Here is an 18,129-nt window from a genome sequence, read left to right as displayed (position 1 = left end):
AGAACGCTTCTAAAGGCATTTTTCCCGCGGTGCAGCATCAAACTTGGCAAAATCCCGCACTGCACAGCAGCTATTCACAGGAAGCATTTCTCGGCCAAGACCGTGTTCATTCTTCGGATCGATTGTAGAGATCGAGCGACATCACCAGTGTCTGCGGCAACGGGTTCCACCAGCCGGTGCGTAGGCTTGCGGCGCGTAGTGCGGCCGCCGTCCAGGTATTGCACCCGACAAGGGCATTGAACGCGCCATGCGCTTCGAAGAACCGATCGTAGGCTCCGTATCCGGCATCCGGGATAGGCCGAACCGTCGTTCCATCCCGCACGAAACTTGCTTCAATGAAGCTGGACAGATGCCGGAAAGCGGCTGGCGAGAGGAGATAGGCGCGCACCGAAGGATGGCTTTCGTCGATGGGTCCGGCAAGCTCGACATGCATGACCGAGCGGTCGATGGTCAGGGCGCGGAAGAGCGGCATCGGCTTGAGGTCGGCCCAGGTTGGCGTTTCCAGATAAAACGACCGTCCACCCCAGCCTATCACCAGCCACCGGGCACGGGGATCAGCCACCGGGATACCGCTCGCACCGAGAAACGCGTAGGCGGCGCGGGTCTCATCATCAAGCGGAATGGCGATATCCGTATGGATCGGATTGGAAAGGACGAGGATCCGGCGCGTATCTGCGGCAAGCACCGGTCGTTCCGGCGCAAGCAAGGGTCGCGGCAGAAATGTGCCGATGGCGCCGACAAGCGGAACGACCATCATGGCCACCAGCAGCCAGCGCGAAAACCGTCTCATGGGGCGCTCGACAAAATGGCCATCAGAACAGAAAATACCGCTGCGCCATCGGCAGAACGGTCGCCGGTTCGCAGGTGAGCAACTCGCCGTCTGCCCGCACTTCATAGGTCTCTGGGTCGACCTCCACATGGGGCGTCGCCGAATTGTGGATCATCGACGCCTTGCCGATGCCGCCACGCACATTCCTCACGGCCAGCAGCTTCTTGGCAACACCCAGACGCTGCGCCAGACCGCCGTCGAGCGATGCCTGCGACACGAAGGTCACGGAGGAATTGGTGCGCAGCTTGCCATAGGCCGCAAACATTGGGCGATAATGCATCGGTTGCGGCGTCGGGATCGAGGCGTTCGGATCGCCCATCGGGGCGGCCGCAATCGAACCGCCGAGCAGGACCATATCCGGCTTCACGCCGAAAAAGGCCGGGTTCCACAGCACCAGATCGGCGCGCTTGCCAACCTCCACCGAACCGATCTCGTGGCTGACGCCATGCGCGATGGCCGGATTGATCGTGTATTTGGCGATATAGCGACGGACGCGGAAATTGTCGTTGTCGCCGGTCTCTTCCTTCAGCGCCCCGCGCTGGCGTTTCATCTTGTCGGCTGTCTGCCAGGTGCGTATCGCCACCTCTCCGACCCGACCCATGGCCTGGCTGTCGGAGGAAATGATCGAGAACGCGCCGATATCGTGCAGAATGTCTTCCGCCGCGATCGTCTCCTTGCGGATGCGGCTTTCCGCGAATGCGATGTCTTCCGGGATTGATGGCGACAGGTGGTGGCAGACCATCAGCATGTCGAGATGTTCGGCGAGCGTGTTGACCGTATAGGGCCGCGTCGGATTGGTGGAGGACGGGATGACGTTCGGATGGCCGCAGACCTTGATGATGTCGGGCGCATGGCCGCCGCCCGCCCCTTCGGTGTGGAAGGCATGGATGGTGCGGCCGGCAATGGCGGCAACCGTATCCTCGACAAAACCGCTTTCGTTCAGCGTGTCCGTATGGATCATCACCTGCACGTCGAAGGCGTCGGCAACGCTCAGGCAGTTGTCGATCGCAGCCGGCGTCGTCCCCCAGTCCTCGTGCAGCTTCAGTGAAGAAGCACCAGCCAGGATCATCTCTTCCAGCGGTGCGGGAAGCGCTGCATTGCCCTTGCCGGCGAGTGCGAGGTTCATCGGAAAAGCATCGAAACTTTCGATCATGCGCTCGATATGCCAGGCACCGGTGCAGGTGGTGGCAAGCGTGCCGTGCGCCGGGCCGGAACCGCCACCCAGCATGGTGGTGATGCCGCTCATCAGCGCCTCTTCGATCTGCTGGGGGCAGATGTAGTGAATATGCGCGTCCATGCCGCCGGCGGTCAGGATCTTGCCCTCGCCGGCGATCGCCTCGGTCGATGGCCCGATAATGATCGTCACGCCCGGCTGCGTGTCGGGATTGCCGGCCTTGCCGATCGCATGGATGCGGCCGTCCTTGAGGCCGGCGTCGGCCTTGTATATCCCTGAATGATCGACGATGAGCGCATTGGTGATGACGGTGTCGACCGCCCCTTGCGCCCGCGTTGCCTGGCTCTGCCCCATGCCGTCGCGAATGACCTTGCCGCCGCCGAATTTCACTTCTTCGCCATAGGTGGTGAAATCGCGCTCCACCTCGATGAAAAGTTCGGTATCGGCGAGACGCACCCTGTCGCCGGTCGTGGGACCGAACATGGAGGCATAGGCGGCACGCGACATCTTGTAGGACATGGTCTAACCTTCTACCTCTGGCCTCTGGTGGGCGTGGCGGTCATTTGCCGAGCAGGGTCAGTTTTCCAGACCCTGCGCGATCTTGTGGAGTTCCTCGGCGCGGTTCAGCGTCATCTCTGCCTGGCAATTGGCAACGAGCATCGGTTCCATCGAACCTCCCCTCGCCTGGAAGCCGACCGAAACGCATTGCGCGTCGCGATAGGCGATCCAGGCGCGCTGCGCCTTGACGAGAGCATCCTCGGCACCCTTGTTTTCGGGAATGTCGTCGGCATCTCGACGACGCATCGCGTCGCGGGTTATCCTGTACTGGGTATTGAGCGCGTCATCGGCCTCCGCGTAACGCTCCCGTGCACAGATCGTCATGTCCGTTTGCGTCGTAGCGTTGCTGCAATCGACATCCGGCTCCTGACCGTTCGAGATCGGTGCATCGACCAGCAGCACGCATCCGCACAGCAGCGGCATCATCGCCAGTTTCAGCATATTGCGGCTCCCATCCATTTCACGCGGCTGCCCCATCATGATGAAAGGAGGTCAGCGCGCGCGGATTGACGCCCTCCAGGCAATTCACATCAAGTGCCACCATTTCCGCGCCATCGCTTGCATTGCCGTAGGAAAAGCTCCGGATGCCGCGGGTCTTGCAGAACAGGTGCTGCAGCTTTTTCGAGTTGAACCGGTATTCGGTCAGGTTCTCTTCGCCAGATTTCAGCGAGAAGACAGCACGTGGCGTGAACGCCAGAACCGCCCCAAGATGTTGGCAATGCGGGCAATTACAGGTCACCATCTTGTCGAGATCGGCATCCGCCTCGAAAGACAGCGCGCCGCATTGGCAACCGCCGACATAGCGTTCGGTCGACATTTCAGAGTGTCCCCATGATCTTTTGCTGGAATCCATAGACTGCGCGTTTGCCCGAGAGCGGGATCAAAGTCACAGAGCGCGTCTGGCCTGGTTCGAAACGCACGGCCGTGCCGGCGGGAATATCCAGCCGCATGCCGCGCGCCCGGTCGCGATCGAAGGACAGGCCCTCATTGGTCTCGAAAAAATGGTAATGGCTGCCCACCTGGATCGGTCGGTCTCCCGTGTTTGACACGTCAATCGAAACCGTCTCGGCGCCGGCATTCAGCTCGATTTCGCCTTCTGCCGCAATGACTTCACCGGGAATCATGAATCGCTCCTTCAGGCGGTTAAAGCCGATTGTCGCCGGCAACCATCGGGATTGTAGACCCGTTCGGTCGAGGCCGGATGGCGTGCGAGCGCAGCCGGCGGACGGACCGGCCGGCGAACGAACTCGCCGCCGCAATTGGGACAGACGCCGCCGAGCACAGCGGTTACGCAATCGGCGCAAAACGTGCATTCGAATGTGCAGATCATCGCCTCGCGGCTGTCGGGGGCTAGATCTCGATCACAGCATTCGCAACTCGGTCGCAGTGCCAACATCGGCGCTCTCCTTCACGGATCGGTTCGTGAACGGTCACAAGCTTCGTTCCATCCGGAAACGTCGCTTCCACCTGCACGTCGTGGATCATGTCGGCAATGCCGTCCATCACCTGTTCGCGGGTCACGACATGCGCGCCCGCCTCCATCAGATCAGCCACGGAACGGCCGTCGCGCGCTCCCTCAACGACGAAATCGCTGATGAGCGCAATGGCCTCGGGATAATTGAGCTTCACGCCGCGCTCGAGACGCCGGCGCGCCACCATCGCCGCCATGGAAATCAACAGCTTGTCTTTTTCGCGTGGCGTGAGATTCATGGAACGTCCCGGCTGGTCTGATCAGATATGCCAGACTTTCGGCACTGCTGCGCCATTACGCAATACGGAAATTGCCGGTACGAGAATTTTTCTCAAGGCGAAACCGTCGGCCGCGGTGATACGAGCGACCAGCTTTCCATTCCAGCAGCTTGCGCCGCCATTTGAAGCACCAAGCACCTGCCTTAGCGGCTCCAGAAGCAGTTCGGTGCGAGGGCCGGTGCAAAACAGCGTCGCAAACGCGACCTGGCCGGAGAGAACAGCGGATTGCGCGCACAAAGGTTCGATCGCGCCTTCCAGACGCAGGTCCTCGGCATGGATAAGCTTTCCGGCCCGCCGGATGCGCCAGCGATCACGGAAAAAGCCATTCGCCACCGCCTCGCCCATCGCCTTGCGGCCGAGCAGAACCGCTTCGACGGCCAGAAATTCGGAATTTTCTGCGAGATCGACGTCGAGGCTGCGGGTCAGCGAGGACCGGTCGAAGAGAATGGTCTCCTGCGGCAGCCAGTGGAGGGCCGCGCCCTCACCGATTTCGATACGGGTCGAAAGCGCCGCCGTGCCGGCGGAGGCCTTGTAGATCTTTTCGTTGGCCTGGGTCGTGATCGTCGCTGCCGTCCCACCGCCAGCGACGATCTTCCACCCCACTCGATCTCCGCCGGTCAAGCCACCGGACGTATTGATCAGAACCGCTTCCATGTCCGGGGAAAAGGTCTCCGGCAGGCGGATTTTTGCGCAGCCTTCCTGATAGAGTTGCGCAAGCCGCGTGCGGCCCTCGAACGCCTTGGTTACAAGGCGCCCTTCGCCCCTTGCCCGCTGCGGCGCATCTCGGTGGTCTGGTTGGTCCTGCACGTCATTTCCTGGCTGTCGCCGGTTGCCATGCAGTCCTTTGCAGCGGCTTCCGTTACCTTGGCCTTGGCTTGAGCGGCGGTTGCCACGACATCGGTGCTGTCGGCCTTGCCGAAAAAGTCCCACATGCGGTAGGCCGGGTCAATATTGGCATCGAAAGCCGGCTTCTTGGCAGCCGCAGACACCTTGACCACGCCATTGGCACTGTCGGTCGCGGCGGCGATCACCGTTTCCTTTTCGGTTGGCTTCGGCCAGTCATGCGTGCCGTTGGCAAAGGAATAGGCGGCGATGCGCGCGCCGTTCTTGCAGGTGTCGTAGATGCCGTAGGTCACGCCGTTGACACTCGAGGTGCGGCCATTGCCGGTGCAGCCGTCGAGATCCGTCCAGCGCTGGATGGCGGTCTTGAAACCATATTGCCAATAGGCGGCGCCGCCACCCGTATAGGGGTTCTGGCGGTCCTTTTCGCCCGCGAAGGCAACGATCGAAACCGGCTTGGCCGGGCTGCAATTGGCCTTTTCAGGCGCCCATTTGCCATCGGTCTCGACCGGGCGACCGGCGCGCAGCGAATTCACGAAGCCGGCAGCGGCGAATTCATCGCCACCCGAGCAGAGATAGGCCGACAGCATGCGACCGCCGCCGGAATAGCCGGAGGCAAAGATGCGGTTGGGATCGACGCAGAAATCTTCCTTTACCTCATCGACGGCTTCATCGATGAAGGAAATCTCGTCGAGGCCGCCTTGGCCGCCGGTCGGGATGATTTCCTTGCTGACTTCGACATGCGGCACGTTCCAGGCGAACGTGCCCGGTGTCTTGCCCGGCAGGCTGCCTTGCAGCGCCACCGCAATGAAGCCGTTCTTTTCCGCCACCTTGTCCCAGGAGCTGCGGGTCAGCTGACCGTTCGGATTGCTGTTGCTGCCGTGGAAATCAAAGACCACCGCTACCTTGTCCTTGCCGGTATAGGAGGTGGGCACAGAATAGACGGCGGAACGCTGAACGCCGTCGGCCTCGATCGTGGCGACATGGCGGCCAGGCTTGAAACCCTCACCGCAGCCGGCTTGGGCGACGCCCAATCCCCCGGCCAAAAGAAAGGCTCCGGTGGCGAAAAAAGTGCCAAGAGCCTGGGAACCAGATCGAGCCTTCATGCGTTCAAATGCCATCAAGCGCCTCATTGTCGGGTGCGGGGTGGTTTTTGTCTGTCTGAATGGCAGCTGAATAACATTTATTAGAGGCGATTTAAATGGCTGCTCCGGGTAGCAGCCATGCAATAAACGGCTGCTGTGGCGGAAAAAACGCGTCAAACGGTCAGGTGCCGCCTTGCTTCTGCCGTATCCAGTGTCTCTGCCCCCCCTTCATGCACAATCTCGCCACGATCCATGATGTAGACGTGGTCGGCAAGTTCGCGACAGAAATCCAGATATTGCTCAACCAGCAGGATCGCCATGCCGGTCGTATCCCGCAAATAGCGGATGGCGCGGCCAATATCCTTGATGATCGACGGCTGGATGCCCTCGGTCGGTTCGTCCAGAACGAGGATTTTCGGACGCGTGACCATGGCGCGGCCGATCGCCAGCTGCTGCTGCTGCCCGCCGGACAAGTCGCCGCCCCGGCGGGAGAGCATAGATTTCAGGATCGGGAACAGGGTAAAGATATCCTCGGGTATGGTGCGATCGTGACGAGCGAGCGGCGCATAACCGGTTTCGAGATTCTCCTTCACCGTCAGCAAAGGAAAGATTTCGCGGCCCTGCGGCACGTAACCGATGCCTCGGCTGGCACGGACATAGGGCGACAGTCCGTTCATCGAGGTGCCATCGAAGGAAATCGTTCCGCCGCTCACCGGCTTCTGGCCGGTGACGGCGCGCAGCAGCGACGACTTGCCGACACCGTTGCGGCCAAGCACGCAGGTGATCTTGCCCATCTCGGCATTGATGGAGACACCGCGCAGAGCCTGGGCGGCACCGTAATGGAGGTTGACCTTGTTGACTGTCAGCATGAGGAACCTCCCCGCACGACGCGCTTGTGATTGGATCCTCGCGTCAAGCCCGAGGATGACGACAAAGAGGTTTTGCGATGCGTACCTGAATATAGGTCGATGACACTCCGACGATGGCTGTAAGCGCCGTGAGCAAACACACACCCGTCATCGTCAAGCTTGACGCGAGGATCCACCCACGCAGGAAGAACCGGTAAAAGACCTGGACCGGAGCATACACAATTCGACATTTTCACCGCCCCAGATAGTTCTCGATAACCTTTGGATCGCTGGACACAAAATCGATCGAGCCCTCAGCAAGGACAGATCCTTCCGCAAGACACGTCACCTTCACGCCAAGCTCGCGGATGAACCCCATGTCATGCTCGACCACCACGACCGAGCGGCTCTTGGCGATTTCCCGCAGCAGCACTGCCGTTTCTGCCGTTTCCGCATCGGTCATGCCCGCCACCGGCTCATCCACCAGCAGAAGTTTCGGCTCCTGAGCGAGCAGCATACCGATTTCCAGCCACTGTTTCTGGCCATGGCTGAGATTGGCGGCGAGGTCGTTTTTGCGATGGCCCATGCGGATCGTGTCGAGGATTTCCTCGATACGGGCCGTGTCGTCTGCCGACAGCTTGTAGAACAGCGTCGAGAAGACGCCACGCGGACGGTTCAGCGCCAGTTCCAGATTGTCCCAGACCGTATGGCTTTCGAACACGGTCGGCTTCTGGAATTTGCGGCCGATGCCAAGCTGGGCGATATCCGCCTCGTCCTTTTTCGTCAGGTCGATCTCGTCCTCGAACAGAACCCTGCCCGTGTCGGGTCGTGTCTTGCCGGTGATGATGTCCATCATCGTCGTCTTGCCAGCACCATTGGGGCCGATGATGGCGCGCAGCTCTCCCGGCTCGACCACGAAGGACAGCGAGTTCAGCGCCTTGAACCCATCGAAGGAGACGGAAACGTCCTCGAGGTAGAGAAGGCTCTTGGAGCGTGTTTCGGCAATTGTGTTCATCTTTCGCCCTCTCCTATTCCGCCGCCTGGGGCATCGGCGCGGCGTCGCCTCGGCCTTTTTCGGCACCGCTCGCCGCCTTCAGCGCCCGTCGGACCGACCAGCCATTCTGGATGGTGCCAACGATCCCCTTCGGCAGGAAAAGCGTCACGGCAATGAACAACCCACCCAGTGCAAACAGCCAGAGTTCCGGGAAGGCGCCAGTGAAATAGCTCTTGCCGGCATTGACCAGAACCGCACCGATGATCGGCCCGATCAGCGTGCCGCGCCCGCCGACCGCCGTCCACACCACGACCTCGATTGAGTTGGCCGGCGCAAACTCACCCGGATTGATGATGCCGACCTGGGGCACAAACAGCGCACCGGCGATCCCGGCAAACATCGCGGAAACCACGAATGTGAACAGTTTGATGTTTTCCGCGCGGAAACCAAGGAAACGCACCCGGCTTTCAGCATCGCGCACACCGACCAGAACCTTGCCGAATTTCGAATTGACGACGGCGGATGCAATCAGCAAGCAAAGCGCCAGCATCAGCGCCGACAGCGCAAACAGCGCCGCGCGGGTGCTGGCGGCCTGCACGGAAAAGCCGAGGATTTCCTTGTAGTCGGTGAGGCCGTTATTGCCGCCGAACCCCATGTCGTTGCGGAAGAAGGCGAGCATCAGCGCGTAGGTCATCGCCTGGGTGATGATCGACAGATAGACGCCGTTCACCCTTGAGCGAAACGCGAACCAGCCGAACACGAAGGCGAGCAGGCTCGGCACGAACAGCACCATCAGCATCGCGAACGGGAACATGTCGAACCCGTACCAGAACCACGGCAGTTCCTTCCAGTTGAGGAAGACCATGAAATCCGGCAGGTCCGGGTTGCCGTAGACGCCGCGCGAACCGATCTGCCGCATCAGGTACATGCCCATGGCATAACCGCCGAGCGCGAAAAACGCGCCATGGCCGAGCGAAAGGATGCCGCAATACCCCCAGACCAGATCGAGCGCCAGCGCCAAGAGCGCATAGCAGAGATATTTGCCCATCAGCGACATGACATAGGTCGGGACATGCAGGGCGTAGTCGGCCGGCAGAAGCAGGTTGGAGGCCGGCACCAAAACCGCGGCGGCGAGAATGACCGCGACCGTCGCCAGAATATGCCCTTTCAGCGCGCGGAAAATGAAGGCGGAAATCATGCTTCGATCGCCCTTCCCTTGAGCGCGAACAGGCCGCGCGGACGTTTCTGGATGAAGAGGATGATCAGCACGAGCACGAGGATCTTTCCGAGCACGGCCCCGACGGACGGTTCGAGGAACTTGTTGAACACCCCGAGCGACAGCGCACCCACCAGCGTGCCCCAGAGATTGCCGACGCCACCGAACACCACGACCATGAAACTATCGATGATGTAGCTCTGGCCGAGATTGGGCGAGACATTGTCGATCTGGGAGAGCGCGACGCCGGCGATACCGGCAATGCCTGAGCCCAGAGCAAAGGTGAAGGCATCCACCCACGGCGTGCGGATGCCCATGGACGAAGCCATGCGGCGGTTCTGGGTGACGGCGCGCATCTGCAGGCCGAAGGCGGAACGCTTCATAAGGAGCAGCAGGCCGACAAAGATAGACAGCGAAAAGACGACGATCCACAGTCGGTTCCAGGTAATCGTCATGCCGCCGAGCGGGAACGAACCGGACATCCATGACGGATTGCCGACTTCCTGATTGGTTGGGCCGAAGATCGTGCGGATGCCCTGCTGCAGGATCAGCGACACACCCCAGGTGGCAAGCAGGGTTTCCAGCGGCCGGCCGTAGAGGAAACGGATGACGCCACGCTCGATGACGAGGCCGACGGCACCGGTGACGAGGAAGGCCACCGGCAGCGCTATGGCCAGCGACCAGTCGAACAGGCCGGGCGCATTTTCGCGGATCACCTGCTGCACGAAGAAGGTGGAATAGGCGCCGAGCATGACCATTTCGCCATGCGCCATGTTGATGATGCCCATGACGCCAAAAGTGATGGCAAGGCCGATGGCAGCCAGCAGCAGCACGGAACCGAGCGACATGCCGTACCAGACATTTTGCGCCATGTTCCAGATCTGCTGTTCGTTCTCTATCGCGGTGATCGCCGCATCGAGATCAGGCTTCAGGCTGGCATCGATGGACGACGAAACGGAATTCAGCACACCGAGACCGGAGGCACCGAGGCCGGCAATGGTTTCGATCGCCGCGCGCTTCTCGTCGATGGAACGATCGGAGGAGAGCAGCGACACGGCGCGTGCCTCTTCCATACGGGCTTTCACTTGCGCGTCGGTTTCCTTGGCAAGGGCTGCCTCCACCAGCTCCAACGCCTCGGCGCTTGGCGAGCGTAGGATGGCGTCGGCAGCAGAAAGACGCGCACCACGATCCGGGCTCATCAGCGTCAGTCCGCCAAGAGCCGCGCGAATGGCGCGGCGCAGATTGTTGTTGACCTTGATTTTCGTGACCGCGCCCTTTGCGACCTGCCCGCCATTCTCACCCGTCACCGGATCGATCAGATCGAGCTGCGAACCGGCAGCCTTGGCGGCAAACACGGCCTTGTCGGATTTGCGGAAATAGAGATCACCCTCGGCAAAGGCGTTGAGCGCCGGTACGACGCGGGTGTCGCCGGTGGCGGCAATTTCAGCGACCAGCTTTTCCGCTTCGTTGAAATTGGCATCGGCCAATTGGTTGAACAGCGGTTTGGGGTCGACGGCCTGCGCGAAGGACTGAGCCGAGAAGGCAAGTGCCAGCACGAAGGCGCAAATTCGAAGGAGGTGTCGTGTCGTCATGGCATCAGCCCTCGTCGGCGAATTGCCGCCAGAGCCCCTCACCTGCCATTCGATTTCTTCGTCATCCTCGGGCTTGTCCCGAGGATCTAACCACATCGATGATAGCAGGCAGTTGCAGATCCTCGGGACGGGCCCGAGGATGACGGCGGAGAGGTTCGCAACCTTATGTCAGCAGCCTGACCTGGCTTCAGCCAGGTCAGCGTTTTGTTGGTGAGGGGCTAGGCGCCCCACCGAGGTCAAACAAATCAGCTGCCCTTGCCGCCGCACTTGCCCGTAGCGACATTAAAATTGCCGCATTCCATCGGTTTGCGCCAATCGGAGATAAGGTCCTTGGAATCCGGCAGATAATCCGACCATTCATCACCGACGACGGCAGGCGTTTCCTGCACGATTTCGAACTGGCCATCGGCTTGGATTTCACCGATCAGCACCGGTTTGGTGATGTGGTGGTTCGGCATGACGGTGGAGGTGCCGCCAGACAGGTTCGGCACGGACACGCCGATGATCGAGTCCAGAACCTTGTCGGTTTCGGTCGTACCGGCAGCCTCGACGGCCTTCACCCAGGCATTGAAACCGATATAGGCGGCTTCCATCGGGTCGTTGGTGACGCGCTTGTCGTTCTTGGTATAGGCGTGCCAGCTCTTAATGAACTCGGCGTTGACCGGCGCATCGACGGACTGAAAATAGTTCCAGGCGGCGAGATGGCCGACGAGCGGCGCGGTATCGAGACCGGCAAGCTCTTCTTCACCCACGGAGAAGGCGACGACCGGAATGTCTTCGGCCTTGACGCCGTGGTTGCCGAGCTCCTTGTAGAACGGCACGTTGGCGTCACCGTTGATGGTGGAGACGACGGCGGTCTTTTTGCCGGCGGAACCGAATTGCTTGATGTCGGAGACGATCGTCTGCCAGTCGGAATGACCGAAGGGCGTGTAGTTGATCATGATGTCCTCTTCCTTGACGCCCTTCGACATCAGGTAGGCCTTCAGGATCTTGTTGGTAGTCTGCGGATAGACATAGTCGGTGCCGGCAAGAACCCAGCGCTCGACGCCTTCGGTCTCAGCCAGATAATCGACAGCCGGGATGGCCTGCTGGTTCGGCGCGGCACCGGTATAGAAAATGTTGCGCGAGGATTCCTCACCCTCATACTGGACCGGGTAGAACAGGATCGAGTTCAGCTCTTCAAACACCGGCAGGACGGATTTGCGCGAAGACGAGGTCCAGCAACCGAAGACGGCGGCCACCCTGTCCTGGCTGATCAGCTGGCGGGCCTTTTCGGCAAACAGCGGCCAGTCGGACGCCGGGTCGACCACAACCGCTTCGAGCTTCTTGCCGAGAACGCCGCCCTTCTTGTTCTGCTCTTCGACGAGCATCAGCATGGCGTCTTTCAGCGTCGTCTCGGAAATCGCCATCGTGCCCGACAGCGAATGCAGCACGCCGATCTTGATCGTATCGTCGGCCGCGCACGCGCCGTGGAAGGCCGTCGTGGACAAAGCGGCGGCCAGCAGCGCGCCTCCCAGTTTTGCTCTGAAAGTCATGGTCGAACCCCTCTTCTTGTTCGTTCAAGCAGGGCGGGCAAAGCCTCTTGTTAACGCCTGCTTAAGCGGACTATCGGCCGCTGCCCTGCAAACAAGAATACGCAAAATGACGTAGCCGCAGGTGAGAACTGAACGCCGGCCTGGGGGGAGACCGAGAGGAAACGGGGGACGTCCCGCCATGCTTGAGCGGGGCAATCGCCGGTAAAGATCACCCCGGCCTGTTTCTCAGCGCCTCCGCCTGCGCATAAAACTTCTTTTCCCACTCCTTGTGGTTATCCAGTCCCTCGCGGATGAAGGGCGTGAAGATCGCCATATGCATCAGCATCCAGTTGACCAGCCGGGCCGGGAAATTCAGCGGTTTGACGAAGTCCACGAACATGACGACGCGGGTCTTGTCGGTGTGGTTCCAGGCCTCATGCTCATAGGCATCGTCGAAGATCAGCACCTTGCCTTCCTCCCAGTGGCAGATCTGGTCCTTGACGCGGATGGCGAGATTGTCGCCCGAATTTTCCGGCACGATAAGGCCGAGATGAAGCCTCAGCACGCCGTTGTAAGGACCGCGATGTGCCGGCAGGTGCTTCCCCGGCTCGAAGATCGAAAACATCACCGTCGTCAAGCCGGGAATCTTCTGGCAGGCATTCCATGTTTCGGGGCAGGCCCTGATGTTCTGTTCGGATTTTACGCCGAAACCGAGCAGGAAAAAGGTCTTCCAGCCATGATCGGTGGAGATCGTCTTCACATCGGTGGAAATGTCCTGAAAGCTTGGCAGCTCGTCCTTGCGCACGAGGATGCGATCGAGTTCGGCGCGAATGGCCGGTGCCGCCTTTTCGATGTCCGCCGCCCAAGGGAAGGTGGCATTATCGTAGACCGGCGGGTTGCCGAGCTTCGCATGCTTGAAGTTCAGCTTTTCCGCCCAGGCGACAATGCCCATGAAAAAGCGGGTGACCGGGCTGGCGCGCTCCATCGGCGCAATGCCGGTCGTGCCGAAATCCTGCGAAGGTTCTGGTGCATTGTTGAGTGTGGATGTCACGGGAAACGCCTGAATTGGTGAGTTGATCGGGCAAGGCCAGCGGACCACGACCGCCCTGCACCGTTTTTTATGACAGGACGAAGCGAACGGGACAGGCCATGCCGGCACGAGCCGTGTTGAGCATGGCAGTTCGGCACGACCACGTCGACATGTTTGTATAGCCGGCACAGCACTGGCGGGGAAAATCCGGCAAAACAATGGTTGGCACACCTCTCGGCGCCTTGCCAAATGCAGCGCGGCGGTTGAAACTGCCTAAATATCGAACTCGATGCAAAACTGCTGGATTTTAAGGCATGGCCGCACGCCAACGCATCATCCCGGTCCGGCGTCAATACAATCGCTGGGTCGCTGACCAGACACTGGAAGACTATGCGCTACGCTTTACCGCCAAGAGCGCGCGGCGGTTTTCCTCCAGCCGCATCGCGCACACGGCGATCGGCGCGATCTCGTTTCTGGCGCTCGAAGCGATCGGTGGCGCAATTACCCTTTCCTACGGCACGACCAACGCGTTTTTCGCCATCATCGCCGCTGCCGTCCTCATGCTTTTCGTGGGCCTGCCAATCAGCTGCTACGCCATCCGCCACGGCGTCGATATAGACCTTCTCACGCGCGGCGCCTCCTTCGGCTATATCGGTTCGACCGTCACCTCGCTGATCTATGCGGGCTTCACCTTCATGCTGTTTGCGATCGAGGCCTCGATCATGACCGGCGCGCTGGAGCTTGCCTTCGGCATTCCGGCATGGATCGGCTACATCATCAGCGCCATGGTGGTGATCCCGCTGGTCATCTACGGCGTGCAGATGATCTCGCGCTTCCAGCTCCTGACCCAACCCTTCTGGATCGTCCTCAACATTCTTCCCTTCGTTTTCATCGCGTTTCTGGACTGGGAAAAATTCGATCTCTGGCGCGCCTTTGCCGGCATCGGCCATTCCAACGGAGAGGTCGGCGGCGCCGCCCCCTTCGATCTGTTCGAATTCGGCGCGGCCTCCGCCGTCATTCTGGCGCTGATGCCGCAAATCGGCGAACAGGTCGATTTTTTGCGCTTTCTTCCGCCGGAAGGAATGCGGAAATGGCGGCATCGCCTCGCCGTGTTTCTCGCCGGCCCCGGCTGGGTGGTCGTCGGCGTGCCAAAGCTGCTGGCTGGCTCCTTCCTCGCCGTGCTGACGCTCTCGACCGCAGTACCCGCGAATGAGGCCGCCGATCCCGCCCACATGTATCTCACCGCCTTCGGTTACATGATCCCCAACGAAACCGCCGCCCTGATGCTGATGGCCGCTTTCGTCGTGGTCTCGCAGTTGAAGATCAACGTCATGAATGCCTATGCCGGCTCGCTCGCATGGTCGAATTTCTTCGCACGCCTCACCCACAGCCATCCCGGCCGGGTCGTCTGGCTGGTTTTCAACGTCGCCATTGCCCTGCTCCTGATGGAACTCGGCATCTATCGGCTGCTTGAAGCGACGCTCGGCATCTTCTCGGTCATCGCCATGTCATGGCTGGTCACAATCGCCGCCGATCTCTTCATCAACAAGCCGCTCGGTCTGTCGCCTGATGGCATCGAGTTCAAGCGCGCCCATCTTTACGACATCAACCCGGTCGGCATCGGCGCCATGTCCGGCGCGGCGATGCTGGCGCTCGCCGCTCACTTCGGCCTGTTCGGAAGTCTCTGGGCCTCGCTCTCGACCTATCTGACCCTGGTCGCGCTTGTCTTGTCGCCGGCCATCGCCTTCGTCACCAAGGGAAAATACTATCTCGCCCGCAAACCGCGCAAAAGCTGGTCGTCCCTCGGCTCGATCACCTGCTCCATCTGCGAACACCCGTTCGAGCACGAGGACATGGCATGGTGTCCCGCCTATGCGGCACCGATCTGTTCCCTCTGCTGCTCGCTCGACAGTCGCTGCCACGACATGTGCAAGCCGCATGCGCGGCTGAACACGCAGATCGGTGCCGTCGCCCGCACCTTTTTATCTGAAACCGTCATCGCGAGATTGACGACGAGGCTTGGCCGCTACGCTACCACTGCCGTCCTGTCCATCTCGGCCATGGGGGCTATTCTTTCCATGATCGCCTATCAGGCCGGCGAGGCCGCCCCCGCCAATGCCGAAATCATATATGGCACGATTTCCATCGTCTTCTTCGTCTTCGCCATCATGGCGGGTATCGTCTCGTGGTTCTATGTGCTTGCCCATGACAGCCGGGTGGTGGCCGAGGAGGAATCTTCGCGGCAGAATACCCTGTTGCTCAAGGAAATCTCCGCGCACAAAAAAACCGATGCCGCCCTGCAGGAGGCCAAGGAAACCGCGGAGGCCGCCAACCGGGCCAAGAGCCGCTATGTCGTCGGCCTCTCCCACGAATTGCGCACGCCGCTGAATGCCGTGCTCGGCTATGCCCAGATTCTTGAGCGCGACGAAACCATCCCTGCACCGCGGCAATCGGCCATCAAGGTCATCAAGCGTTCCGCCGATCATCTGTCCGGCCTGATCGACGGCCTGCTAGACATCTCGAAAATCGAGGCCGGGCGGCTTCAGGTCTATTCCAACGAGATCAACATCCAGGATTTTCTCGACCAGATCGTCGAGATGTTTTCGCTTCAGGCGCATGCCAAGGGCCTGACCTTCCTACACGATCGCAGCCGGAGCCTGCCGCAATATGTGCGCACCGACGAAAAGCGCCTGCGCCAGATTCTCGTCAACCTGCTGTCCAACGCGATAAAATTTACCGACCACGGCACCGTGGGTTTCGATATTTCCTATCGCAGTCAGGTCGCCACCTTCCTCGTTTCCGACACCGGCCGCGGCATCGCGGAGAAGGATCTCGGCCGGATCTACGAACCGTTTCAGCGCGGAGAGGCCGACAATATCCGCCCAATGCCCGGCCTCGGCCTTGGCCTCACCATCACCCGGCTTCTAACCAGTACGCTGGGCGGCGAGATCACCGTGTCGAGCGTGAAGGATCAGGGTTCCACTTTCAAGGTGCGGCTGATGCTGTCGGCCGTGCACCGTCCCAGTACCGCGCCGGCAGCGGAAAAGAAGATCATTGGCCATACCGGCCCGCGCCGCACCATCGTTATCGTTGACGACAATGAGGACCACCGCGAACTGATGCGGCAGGCATTGGCGCCGCTGGATTTCGTCGTGTTGACGGCGGCAGGTGGTCCGGAATGCCTGACGCTGATCGAAGGCGTCAAACCGGACATCTTCCTTGTCGACATCACGATGCCCGGCATGACCGGCTGGCAATTGGTGGCCCGCTTGCGCGAACGGGACCAGAAGGCGCCGATCGTGATGCTGTCGGCCAATATCGGCGATGGCGCCGGAATGCCCGAAGGCACCGACGGGCATAATGACGCGATCGCCAAGCCGGTCGATCTGCGCCGCCTCGCCGACAAGCTCGCCGTCCATCTCGGCCTGACATGGATCTATGAGGACAACCTGCCGACCGCGCCGGCTCCGAAAAAGGCTGCCATCGAAAGCCCCGGATACGCGCACCTGCAGGACCTCCTGCAACTGGGCGAAATCGGCTACGTCCGCGGCATCGAGCAGAAACTTGCCGAAATTGCGAGAGCCCCGGAACACCGCGCTTTCGCCGAACAGGCCGGCGCCTATGTGCAGGCCTTCGACATGGCCGGCTATCTGGCCTTCCTGAACCGTTTCGACGAGGAAAATACCGACCATGTCTGATGCAACGACGCCGCGCGATATCGTGCTTCTGGTCGATGACAGCCCCGACGCGCTGGGTTTTCTTACCGAAGCGCTCGAGAAATCAGGCTTTTCCGCTCTGATCGCGACGTCCGGTCAGGCCGCCCTTTCCATCATCGAACGCATCACCCCCGATCTGATCCTAATGGATGCAGTCATGCCGGACATGGACGGGTTCGAAACCTGCCGCCGATTGAAGGCGCATGGGGCGTTGGCGCAGGTGCCGGTAATCTTCATGACGGGTCTCACCGAGACCGAACATGTTGTCAACGCGCTCGATAGCGGCGGTGTCGATTACCTCACCAAGCCGATCAATATTGACGAGTTGCGCGCCCGGATCCGCGTGCACCTGTCCAATGCCCGCTCCGCCCAGAGCGCCCGCGTGGCGCTCGATGCCGCGGGCCGGCATCTGCTGGCTGCGCGCAGCTCCGGCGCCGTGCACTGGTGCACCCCGCAGGCGATCCGGCTGATCAATACTACGACCGGCAGCGATGACGGCCTTGAGCTCGTCGCCGCGCGCATCGCCGGCTGGCTGGCCGAGCGCAACAAGCCCGGCTTTTCCCGCGATGCCAGTTTTCTGCTGCCCTCGCCCGGCAATGACGTGCTGCAGGCGGCCGGTCTGCGCTTTTCGTATCTCGGCGCGATCGGCGCGGACGAGTTCCTGTTCCGTCTCACCGCCGCACGCGAGCATCCCGACGATGCCGTGCTGCGAAAGCATTTTCCGCTGACCCAGCGCGAATCCGAAGTGCTTCTGTGGATCGCCAAGGGCAAGGCCAATCGCGATATCGCCGATATTCTCGGCCTGTCAGCACGCACGGTGAACAAGCATCTGGAACAGATCTATATGAAGCTCGGCGTCGAAAACCGCGCTTCCGCGGCCGTCATGGCCACGCGCGTTCTGCATGAATTGTGATCGTCGCCATCTCCAGCGGAACAGAAGCTGCCGGTAGCGGTTGTCGGCAAAGGACTTATGCTGGAAACAGG

General features: G+C 60.8%; 16 protein-coding genes and 1 pseudogene. 2 read left to right on the top strand and 15 right to left on the bottom strand.

Translation table 11 applies throughout. From position 1 onward, the window contains the following. Window positions 1-106: 106 nt before the first annotated feature. The 15 genes and pseudogenes from ACQKKX_RS02095 to ACQKKX_RS02025 all read right to left on the bottom strand — a co-directional run bounded on the left by ACQKKX_RS02095 (window position 107) and on the right by ACQKKX_RS02025 (window position 13,450). Window positions 107-790: a TIGR02117 family protein gene (locus ACQKKX_RS02095; protein ID WP_427568319.1), complete on the bottom strand. Its 684-nt coding sequence runs from the start codon at window positions 788-790 to the stop codon at window positions 107-109. A gap of 22 nt (window positions 791-812) precedes the next feature. Further along, window positions 813-2,522, bottom strand: coding sequence for an urease subunit alpha (gene ureC, locus ACQKKX_RS02090; protein WP_427568317.1), 1,710 nt, complete (start codon window positions 2,520-2,522; stop codon window positions 813-815). A 57-nt stretch (window positions 2,523-2,579) separates the two neighbouring features. Further along, window positions 2,580-3,002, bottom strand: a complete 423-nt coding sequence (locus tag ACQKKX_RS02085) for a lysozyme inhibitor LprI family protein (RefSeq protein ID WP_427568315.1) — start codon at window positions 3,000-3,002, stop codon at window positions 2,580-2,582. A 19-nt stretch (window positions 3,003-3,021) separates the two neighbouring features. Beyond that, window positions 3,022-3,378, bottom strand: coding sequence for a GFA family protein (locus ACQKKX_RS02080; RefSeq protein WP_427568313.1), 357 nt, complete (start codon window positions 3,376-3,378; stop codon window positions 3,022-3,024). Window position 3,379: 1 nt separating this feature from the next. Further along, window positions 3,380-3,685: an urease subunit beta gene (locus tag ACQKKX_RS02075; RefSeq protein WP_427568311.1), complete on the bottom strand. Its 306-nt coding sequence runs from the start codon at window positions 3,683-3,685 to the stop codon at window positions 3,380-3,382. Window positions 3,686-3,696: 11 nt separating this feature from the next. After that, on the bottom strand, window positions 3,697-3,957 hold the full coding sequence (locus ACQKKX_RS02070; RefSeq protein ID WP_427568309.1) for a DUF1272 domain-containing protein: 261 nt from the start codon (window positions 3,955-3,957) through the stop codon (window positions 3,697-3,699). 14 nt (window positions 3,958-3,971) lie between these two features. Further along, window positions 3,972-4,271: pseudogene (locus ACQKKX_RS02065) on the bottom strand (urease subunit gamma); the annotation flags it as partial. 21 nt (window positions 4,272-4,292) lie between these two features. Next, the gene (locus ACQKKX_RS02060; protein WP_427568307.1) at window positions 4,293-5,117 is read right to left on the bottom strand and encodes an urease accessory protein UreD; all 825 of its coding nucleotides are present in this window, start codon (window positions 5,115-5,117) and stop codon (window positions 4,293-4,295) included. After that, entirely contained in the window at window positions 5,054-6,271 is a 1,218-nt protein-coding gene (locus ACQKKX_RS02055) for an alpha/beta hydrolase family esterase (protein ID WP_427568305.1), read from the bottom strand. The genes ACQKKX_RS02060 and ACQKKX_RS02055 overlap by 64 nt, the downstream gene beginning before the upstream one ends. A 137-nt stretch (window positions 6,272-6,408) precedes the next feature. Beyond that, window positions 6,409-7,104, bottom strand: a complete 696-nt coding sequence (urtE, locus tag ACQKKX_RS02050; RefSeq protein ID WP_427568303.1) for an urea ABC transporter ATP-binding subunit UrtE — start codon at window positions 7,102-7,104, stop codon at window positions 6,409-6,411. A gap of 232 nt (window positions 7,105-7,336) precedes the next feature. Then, window positions 7,337-8,098 carry an urea ABC transporter ATP-binding protein UrtD gene (urtD, locus tag ACQKKX_RS02045; RefSeq protein WP_427568301.1) on the bottom strand — a complete coding sequence of 254 codons (762 nt, stop codon included), beginning with the start codon at window positions 8,096-8,098 and terminating at the stop codon, window positions 7,337-7,339. 13 nt (window positions 8,099-8,111) lie between these two features. Then, a complete protein-coding gene (gene urtC / locus ACQKKX_RS02040) occupies window positions 8,112-9,275 on the bottom strand; it encodes an urea ABC transporter permease subunit UrtC (protein WP_427568299.1) in 1,164 nt (387 codons plus the stop codon). Next, window positions 9,272-10,885 (bottom strand): urea ABC transporter permease subunit UrtB, encoded by a 1,614-nt coding sequence (gene urtB, locus ACQKKX_RS02035; protein WP_427568297.1) that lies wholly within the window; start codon window positions 10,883-10,885, stop codon window positions 9,272-9,274. Before urtB ends, urtC begins: the two co-directional genes overlap by 4 nt. 245 nt (window positions 10,886-11,130) lie before the next feature. After that, on the bottom strand, window positions 11,131-12,420 hold the full coding sequence (gene urtA, locus ACQKKX_RS02030; protein WP_427568295.1) for an urea ABC transporter substrate-binding protein: 1,290 nt from the start codon (window positions 12,418-12,420) through the stop codon (window positions 11,131-11,133). Window positions 12,421-12,628: 208 nt separating this feature from the next. After that, a complete protein-coding gene (locus tag ACQKKX_RS02025) occupies window positions 12,629-13,450 on the bottom strand; it encodes an aspartyl/asparaginyl beta-hydroxylase domain-containing protein (RefSeq protein ID WP_427568293.1) in 822 nt (273 codons plus the stop codon). A 293-nt stretch (window positions 13,451-13,743) separates the two neighbouring features. On the opposite strand from ACQKKX_RS02025, the gene ACQKKX_RS02020 reads away from it, so the two are divergent. Together ACQKKX_RS02020 and ACQKKX_RS02015 are read left to right on the top strand one after the other, a co-directional pair. Then, window positions 13,744-17,127, top strand: a complete 3,384-nt coding sequence (locus ACQKKX_RS02020; protein ID WP_427568291.1) for a hybrid sensor histidine kinase/response regulator — start codon at window positions 13,744-13,746, stop codon at window positions 17,125-17,127. Continuing rightward, entirely contained in the window at window positions 17,120-18,058 is a 939-nt protein-coding gene (locus tag ACQKKX_RS02015) for a response regulator (protein ID WP_427568289.1), read from the top strand. Before ACQKKX_RS02020 ends, ACQKKX_RS02015 begins: the two co-directional genes overlap by 8 nt. Window positions 18,059-18,129 lie beyond the last annotated feature (71 nt).

Source organism: Neorhizobium sp. NPDC001467 (assembly GCF_050275975.1).
Classification (GTDB): Bacteria; Pseudomonadota; Alphaproteobacteria; order Rhizobiales; family Rhizobiaceae; genus Neorhizobium.
The sequence above is the reverse complement of the archived record's forward strand: the minus strand, read 5'-3'. Positions and strand labels throughout refer to the sequence as shown.